The sequence below is a fragment of the Ginsengibacter sp. genome, assembly GCF_057362405.1.
In genome coordinates, this window is the sequence record NZ_JBMQQG010000172.1 from 1 (window position 1) to 8,026 (window position 8,026).

9 protein-coding genes are annotated in these 8,026 nt (G+C 38.1%); 7 read left to right on the forward strand and 2 right to left on the reverse strand.

The features are described 5' to 3' along the window. The 6 genes from ACO1O5_RS14325 to ACO1O5_RS14350 all read left to right on the forward strand — a co-directional run. Positions 1 to 650: outer membrane beta-barrel protein (locus ACO1O5_RS14325; protein ID WP_486271348.1), on the forward strand; the 650-nt coding region annotated here is incomplete at its 5' end. A gap of 61 nt (positions 651 to 711) precedes the next feature. Next, positions 712 to 2,352 carry a hypothetical protein gene (locus tag ACO1O5_RS14330; RefSeq protein WP_486271350.1) on the forward strand — a complete coding sequence of 547 codons (1,641 nt, stop codon included), beginning with the start codon at positions 712 to 714 and terminating at the stop codon, positions 2,350 to 2,352. 43 nt (positions 2,353 to 2,395) lie between these two features. Next, positions 2,396 to 3,640, forward strand: coding sequence for a radical SAM protein (locus tag ACO1O5_RS14335; protein ID WP_486271352.1), 1,245 nt, complete (start codon positions 2,396 to 2,398; stop codon positions 3,638 to 3,640). Continuing rightward, on the forward strand, positions 3,637 to 4,665 hold the full coding sequence (locus tag ACO1O5_RS14340) for an alkane 1-monooxygenase (RefSeq protein ID WP_486271354.1): 1,029 nt from the start codon (positions 3,637 to 3,639) through the stop codon (positions 4,663 to 4,665). Before ACO1O5_RS14335 ends, ACO1O5_RS14340 begins: the two co-directional genes overlap by 4 nt. Positions 4,666 to 4,684: 19 nt before the next feature. After that, entirely contained in the window at positions 4,685 to 4,957 is a 273-nt protein-coding gene (locus ACO1O5_RS14345) for a hypothetical protein (RefSeq protein ID WP_486271356.1), read from the forward strand. Positions 4,958 to 5,000: 43 nt separating this feature from the next. Continuing rightward, the gene (locus ACO1O5_RS14350) at positions 5,001 to 5,246 is read left to right on the forward strand and encodes a hypothetical protein (RefSeq protein ID WP_486271358.1); all 246 of its coding nucleotides are present in this window, start codon (positions 5,001 to 5,003) and stop codon (positions 5,244 to 5,246) included. A 294-nt stretch (positions 5,247 to 5,540) separates the two neighbouring features. On the opposite strand, the gene ACO1O5_RS14355 is transcribed toward ACO1O5_RS14350, so the two are convergent. Then, complete coding sequence (locus ACO1O5_RS14355; RefSeq protein WP_486271360.1) at positions 5,541 to 6,146, reverse strand: GNAT family N-acetyltransferase; 606 nt, start codon at positions 6,144 to 6,146, stop codon at positions 5,541 to 5,543. A 126-nt stretch (positions 6,147 to 6,272) separates the two neighbouring features. On the opposite strand from ACO1O5_RS14355, the gene ACO1O5_RS14360 reads away from it, so the two are divergent. Then, positions 6,273 to 6,821, forward strand: coding sequence for a DNA-3-methyladenine glycosylase I (locus ACO1O5_RS14360; RefSeq protein WP_486271362.1), 549 nt, complete (start codon positions 6,273 to 6,275; stop codon positions 6,819 to 6,821). Positions 6,822 to 6,823: 2 nt separating this feature from the next. Here ACO1O5_RS14360 and ACO1O5_RS14365 read toward each other — a convergent pair. Continuing rightward, positions 6,824 to 8,026: helicase-related protein (locus ACO1O5_RS14365; protein WP_486271364.1), on the reverse strand; the 1,203-nt coding region annotated here is incomplete at its 5' end.

The window sequence follows — 8,026 nt, forward strand, 5'->3', positions numbered from 1 at the left end:
GGAACAGTGTTTCTATTAGAGACACTGTTTTCTTCAAAAAATTTATCACGTCTAATAATTTTTATATGAACTCCCATAAAAAATACCTTTTAATCAATTTTTTGATAATCTTCTTGTATACAACTAACCTTTCTTTTGCGCAACGACCTGTAATTGGTCTCAAACTCGGACTTGCAGTATCTCATTCCACGATTGATCAAAATACACCAGAACCTAACTCCAGTTCAAGCATTAACGGTGTCGGAATATTAGGCGGCGTATACATCGACATTCCTTTAGCTAATGAGGTAGTGTTTAGACCCGAAGCTGAAATTGTCTCTAAAGGGTCAAATAAAATTAACAGCTATTACTATCCTCCTCGATTTACTTACCTGGATATTCCGCTGGATGTCCTCTATAAAAGCAATTCTAGCCATGGCCATTTGATTGCAGGAGGGGGTCCGGTACTTGGCATTCCTTTCCAGCCATACTACGGTTATACGTTAAAAACCGATGTTGGCTTAAATGGAATAATCGGCTATGAATTTCCTATTGGATTTTCATTCAATGTAAATTATTGTTACGGTTTAAATAATGTCAGTAAGAATAAGGATCGGGCAACGAAGATTTTAACTCGTTATTTAGGGCTTAGCGTTGGCTATTCCTTTTAAGATATTTTTCGCCCTAGCGGTATATTCAAAATAAAAACGTTCATTCTTTAAACAAAAATCAATGTTACGAAAATTAAGAAACGATCGACGCTGGGTCTTCATCCTTGCGTCATTTTTTGTAGTTGCAGGGTGCAGCCGTTACTACATGGCCGTCAAGACTAACGCTAAAGATAATCCAGCAAAAAGTGTTGACTCTTTAAAAAATGAAAACAGGTATTTCATTTTACGCACACCAAGCCAGGCGTGGTATATGCGAAATATTGTTTTAAGTGAAGACAGAAAAAGTATTATCTGCAGCCTGGATGCTCTATCCTCAGAACACCTGGATCATTTGGATAATGGAAAAGGAAGAATGAAGTATACAAGTGCCGCAGTTCTCAATGAAGTTCACATGTTTATTACTAATGATAGTGTATTGAAAGAAGGCAGTTACACATTGCCACTTGACCAAATTCGTAAAATTGAAGTAATTGAAAAAGATAAAAAGCGAACAACTAATAGTTATGTTATAGGCGCAATCGGAGCAACTTTGGGAGCAATTGCGCTGGCAGCCGTTGTTGTTGCTCTTACAAAAAGCTCATGCCCTTTTGTGAGCGCTTATACCGAAAACCAGTTTTTATTGCAGGGAGAAATATACGGCGGAGCTATCTACCGGCAACTGGCAAGAGATGACTATATGCCATTGCGAATGACCCCAACTGCTGATAATACGCTGCAGCTGAAAATAAGCAATGAGTTAAAGGAACATCAATACACTGATTTTGCAGATCTCGAAGTTGTAACACATTCCGAAAACACAAAAGTCCTCGCTGACGAAAAAGGAAATCTCTATGAAATCACTGATCCGCAATCACCTGTTGCAGCCTTGACAGAAAATAATCGGGATGCATTAACTCCCTTACTAAAAAGAGATGATAATACACTATTACATTTCGATGATACCCTGGCAACTGATGCCACAAATTTTGTAATTACAAAATTCAATAAGCCTGCAGGTATACAAAATGGAAAATTGATTTTGGCCCTTAAAAATTCATATTGGATAGATTATCTCTATGGTGAAGTCGCAAAAGGTTTTGGCAGTTATTACAAAACTTATGTGAAGAAGCAGTATAAAAAACCTGCAGCCTCCTTATTACAATGGGCAAAAGACCAAAAAATTCCATTGGAAGTTTCAGTGAAAACAAAAACCGGGTGGCAAAAAATAACTGAACTGACAACTATCGGTCCACTCGCCACAAGAGAGATTGTGGTTCCACTTGATTTAAAGAATGTAGAAGGCTCGTCAGTTGAAGTAAGATTAAGCAGTGGCTTTATGTTTTGGGAAATTGATTATGCAGCAATTGATTTTTCGGAGGAAAACAATTTTAGTGTTGAAACTATTCGTCCGTCTGTTGCAACGGATGAAACCGGGAAAGATGTGTTGCCGCCTTTAAATAAAAAAGATGGCATTTACCTGGAACAGCCGGTTCCCGGCAATTGTGTTACGCTGGAATACAAATGTGAACCGCAGCGCCCAAACACTACGCAGACCTACATCTTGCACACAAGGGGATACTATACCCATGAAAGAGATTTAAAAGGTTCACCCAACATTGCCTTTTTAAAACAATTTAAAAAACCGGGGGGATTGGCTTCTTATAGTCTCGAGCTGTATAAAAGATTCAGTGCTACCAGCATGAAATCGTTAGTTGAAAACTAACGGAGAAGGCCAATCCGAATAACCATTCTATAAAAAAACTTTTATGCAAACAATTACAGCGATTGAAAATGTAAGTCCTGGCGTGCCTCTAAAAAAATATCATAACACTATTAAGACAGGGGCATTATTATCACCTATGGTCTACGGATTACATAAGAAAATAGTTAAGGTATGCATCTGGCTAAATATTTTCCTTTGTGCCTTATACATTACCAGGAATCCTGTCAAGGCTGTTCAGGCCATGAAAAAATTAAAGGGATTGAGAGACAATTCGAGGGAAAATCATACCATTTTGAAATATGCAAAAGTTGATAACAAATATTATTACAGTCTCAATGCACCCGGCTGGCCATCAAAAGCTTTTTCGAAATACATATTGAATAATATAAGGAAGCTGAATCCCATGTCCTCCGCTGTAACTTTAGATACCATCGTTTTTGGCATCACAAAAAAATGCGGCTATCGATGCGAACATTGTTTTGAATGGGATGCTTTGAATAAACCAGAGACACTGAGCCGCGAAAATCTTTTATCTATTATTCATTCTTTCGAGGACTTACATATTACCCAGGTTCAATTAAGCGGAGGCGAACCATTGAACCGCCTGGATGATATTATTTGTCTATTAAAAAACATAAAAAAGGAAACAAAACTCTGGCTGTACACTTCCGGCTATCATCTCACAGAGGAGCGGGCAACCTTACTAAAAAGACATGGCCTTACCGGTATTATAGTAAGCCTCGATCACTGGATACCCGAATTGCATAATAAGTTCCGCGGAATGAAAAATGCTTTTGAATGGGCTGAAAAAGCAGTAACGAATGCACGTAAAAAAAACCTGGCGGTATGCTTATCATTATGTGCAACAAAAGCATTTATCAGTAAGAAGAATTTATCCCAATATGCGGAACTGGCAAAGAACTGGGGTATTTCGTTTATACAGGTACTCGAACCAAGAGCGGTAGGACATTACGCCGAAAAAGATGTCCACCTAAGCGAAAGTCAAATTTCGGCCCTGGAAGATTTCTACACCACCTATAACTACAATAAAGATTATGTAAACTATCCTTCTATTCTTTATCATGGATTTTACAGTCGACGTATAGGCTGCGCCGGCGGGGGGAAATATTTCTTGTATGTGGACACAGACGGAGACGTACACAATTGCACGTTTTGCAGACACAAGTTGTTTTCTGCCTTGCGTGACCCGATAGAAGAAAACTTAACCAATATGTTAAGCAACGGATGCAATGCTTTTATTAGTTCATGTAAAAATATACGACAATGAAGCCGGCAAACTATTTGATCTTATTGTTTATTCCTGCGTTGGTTGTAATGGGATACCTGCTTGGTAGTTGGTGGAATTTTCTTGTTCCCTTATGTTGTTTTGTTGTTTACCCGTTAAGCAACTTTTTTCTGTCGCCGTCTTTAAAAAATTATGAGGAAAGAAATTCTCAGTATTCTTCATCAGCATACAAATCTGTTGCCTTAAGTTTTGTTCCGGTTCTTATTGCATTAACTGCATGGGCTGTATACATTGCGGGCAATGCATCAATTACAATAGTATCATTTGCCGGGCTCGCCCTATCGGTCGGAATTGTAAATGGCGTATTAGGATTTACTCTTGCTCATGAATTTATACATCGCTTTACAAAATTAGAACAGGCAGCAGGTTACTTATTGCTGCTGCAAAACAACTATATGCATTATGGCATTGAGCATGTTTGGGGACATCACGTATATGCCTGTACGCCGGAAGATCCACATACGGCAAAGATAGGTGAACCGCTATATTTTTATTTATTCAGGGCAGTAAAAGGTACTTATAAAAATGCCTGGGAAATAGATGCAAAAAAAACCAATCGGGTATCCCGTAAATTTTCGATTATGCGTGGCCGTATGTTGTTGTTTGGAATTCTACAGGTTGCTTTGATGCTTACTATATATTTCTCTCTGGGGTCGAATTCTCTTTTATTCTTTTTACTTCAAAATATTGTATCCATAGCATTACTGCACATAATAAATTACCTGCAGCATTATGGCTTACTGAGAAAAATTAACACAGGTAGTTACGAAAGACTGGGTGCTCGTCATGCATGGAATACAGGCCGTTATAACAGATTGATCAATGTTTTTCAGTTAGAAAGTCATGCAGATCACCACATGCATCCCAGCCGTCCCTTTGACAAGCTTTCACAATATGAAGATTCACCGACGCATCCTGCGGGATATTCTTTTATGATATTACTTTCCCTTGTTCCACCATTGTGGTTTAAAGTGATGAATAAAAGGATTAACTCCGTTAAAGTTTAACTTAAAAAATTAATTCCTCATGAAAATAAATAAAATTCTTACACCGCTTGCTATTTTAATTATAACACTTGGGGCCTGTAAAAAAGACCATCGCAACAATTCAGTTTCTGATTCTCCTAACCTGGTCACTTTCGAATATAACGGCACGCTTTATTCAAACATGGGTGATTTATTTCTGGCAAATTTAACTGCCCCTGCTACTGGTGATCCGGGATTGGTTATTTTCATGCCGAATGTTTTCGGAGGAAATATTTCATTCCCCCCGCACTGGCTGTGCTTACCTAATACCTGAATATCAATATATATTTATTAATGAACAACCGGGCTGCACGCTGGTGGCGACAGACACAGCCGGGAATTACCAGGCAATAGATTCAGAAAGAGTTTACATATACAAGTCTGGCAACCTGGATTTAAGAAGAACAGATTGCAAAACGATCAGCGGCAATGACTGGCTTTTCGGACCATATAGCTATCAGACGTGCAGGATAATTGGAACATTTGACCTTGAATTACAAAACAAAAGTCAACAGGTAATTAAGATAAACAATGGAAAAGTCGATATGAGGATATACTTTTAAAATCACAACAGAAATACGTTTTCGCGATTGACCGTATTTCGTTCATTTGCTGAATTTGAGTCAATCATTAATGAAGCCAGATTTAGATACCCAACCATCCAAACCCAGTCTGTCATATCAACTTATGTACTATTTAGTGAAACTAAAATTGTAGTTGACAATAGCATTAATTACGACATAAAGATACTAACAACAACTTCGTTCGTGATTTATGCTAAAGAAAGTAGCACAGGGACAGGCTAATACGAACAAACTATTAATTTCAAAAAGGAAAGCAGGCATTTTGTTTCTTGATCAGGCTAATCTCTTCAAAAGATTTTCCTTCACGCCGCCAAACCATTCATCTTTTAAAATACTTAAAACAATACTGTCTCGTCGTTTGCCCGGTTCACGTGTGGGCATATTCTTGCGAAGGATTCCATCAACTTTACAACCCAACGATTTCATAGCTGCGATGCTACGTTCGTTATTGTTGTCTGCCCGCAGTTCAAATCTTTCAAATCCTATTTTTTCAAAAGCAAAAGTTAACAAGAGATATTTGCAGTGTTTATTTAATCCTGTTCCCTGGAATTTTGTTCCATACCAGGTATAGCCTAACTGCACTGTCTCCAATTCGTTTTGAATATCGTAAAATCTGGTGCTGCCGGCATATTCATTGGTTAGTTTATCAAATACAATAAAGGGATATTCTTTTCCTTCATCTCTCGCTTTAAAAGTAATGTTCATGTAATTCTGTAACCCTTCTTCTCCTTCTGCGCCCACAAGCGAGTACTTCCATAAGTAAGGTTCCTCTAGTGAAAATGGCAATAAGTGAATTTTATCTTCCTGTTGCAAAGGGCGAAGCAGTACACGATCATCTTCAAGAACATAATTTCTTGTGCAGTCAAATTTCTCAAGCATTTGATTCACTTATTTTTTATTAAAAATTAAAGATACAAGTGTCGCCATAATTTTTTTAATTTTAGTGAATCGCACAACAAACATTCCAAACCTTTTTATATCATTCTAAAAAAATAAAGCAAAAATATGGCAGCAAGTTATTGCGACGTAGTTAGCACAATGGATAAAAATAATGTACATAAAATTTATCACGATACCGCTTATGGATTTCCCATAGATAATGATGATGAATTATTCGGCCGCCTGATTCTTGAGATAAACCAGGCGGGTTTAAGCTGGAGTACCATTTTAAATAAACAGGATAGTTTTCGAAAAGCGTATAAAAATTTCAACATAAAAAAAGTAGCGGCTTTTAAAGAGGAAGATTTTGACAGATTAATGAGTGATGCTGGCATCATCCGCAACCGTTTAAAAATAAATGCCGCGATAGAAAATGCCAAAACGCTCTTGAGTATTCAAAAGGAACATGGATCTTTTAAAAAGTGGATCGACCATCATCACCCTAAAACAAAAGATGAATGGGTGAAAATTTTTAAAAATACTTTCAGGTTTACCGGGGGTGAAATTGTAAATGAGTTTTTAATGAGCACCGGTTATTTGGCAGGGGCGCATATTGAGAGTTGTCCGGTTTATAAAAAGATTGTGAAAGCAAAACCGGCGTTTTTGAAAAAGTGAATTTAATTCTTCATCTCTTCCAACTCCTTCTGCATTCTAAACATTTCATCGCGCAATCTCGCTGCCTCCATGAAATCCAGATCGCGTGCGGCTTTTTCCATCTGCCGCTTAATTTGATTAACGGCCTTTTCTAATTGAGGAATTGTTTTATACTCTACCTGCTCTTCGGCAGCAATAGTAACTGTATCATCAACGGCATACGGTGAAGCAGTCGTTCCCTTTATGTCGAGCACAGAAGTTTGCCCCATTATTTGTTCTATGGATTTTGAAATTGTCTTGGGTGTAATGCCATGTTCAATGTTATACTGAATTTGTTTTTCCCTGCGTCTCGTAGTTTCATCAATCGTTTTCTGCATGCTTTCGGTCATTTTATCTGCATAAAAAATTACCAACCCATCAATATTACGGGCAGCCCTACCCGCAGTTTGAGTGAGCGATCTTTCATTACGTAAAAATCCTTCTTTGTCTGCGTCTAAAATAGCCACCAACGAGACTTCTGGAAGATCCAACCCTTCGCGTAAAAGATTGACACCAACCAACACATCGATTTCCCCAAGCCTCAACTGGCGAAGTATTTCAATCCTGTCCAGTGTATCCACTTCGCTATGTATATATTTTGACTTGATATTGATGCGATGTAAATACTTGTCCATCTCCTCTGCCATACGCTTGGTTAACGTTGTTACTAAAACACGGTCTCCTTTTGTTACTCTTTTATCAATTTCATCCAGTAAATCATCAATTTGGTTTACAGAAGGGCGAATTTCAATTGGTGGATCCAATAAACCCGTAGGCCTTACAACCTGCTCTACGACTATTCCGCCGGTTTTTTCAAGTTCATAATCGCCAGGCGTTGCACTCACGTAAATCGTTTGATTAAGTAAACTTTCAAACTCATTAAAATTCAACGGCCGGTTATCTAACGCCGATGGTAGACGAAAACCGTAATCTACCAAAATTAATTTTCGTGACCGGTCGCCGCCATACATGCCACTTACCTGGGGAATGGTTTGATGGCTTTCATCAATCACACATAAAAAATCGGGTGGAAAATAATCGAGCAAACAGAATGGCCTCGTACCCGGCTCTCTCCTGTCAAAAAATCTTGAATAGTTTTCAACACCGTTGCAGTAGCCAAGTTCCCGTATCATTTCAACATCATAATTCACCCGTTCTGAAATCCGCTGTGCTTCAATATACTTCCC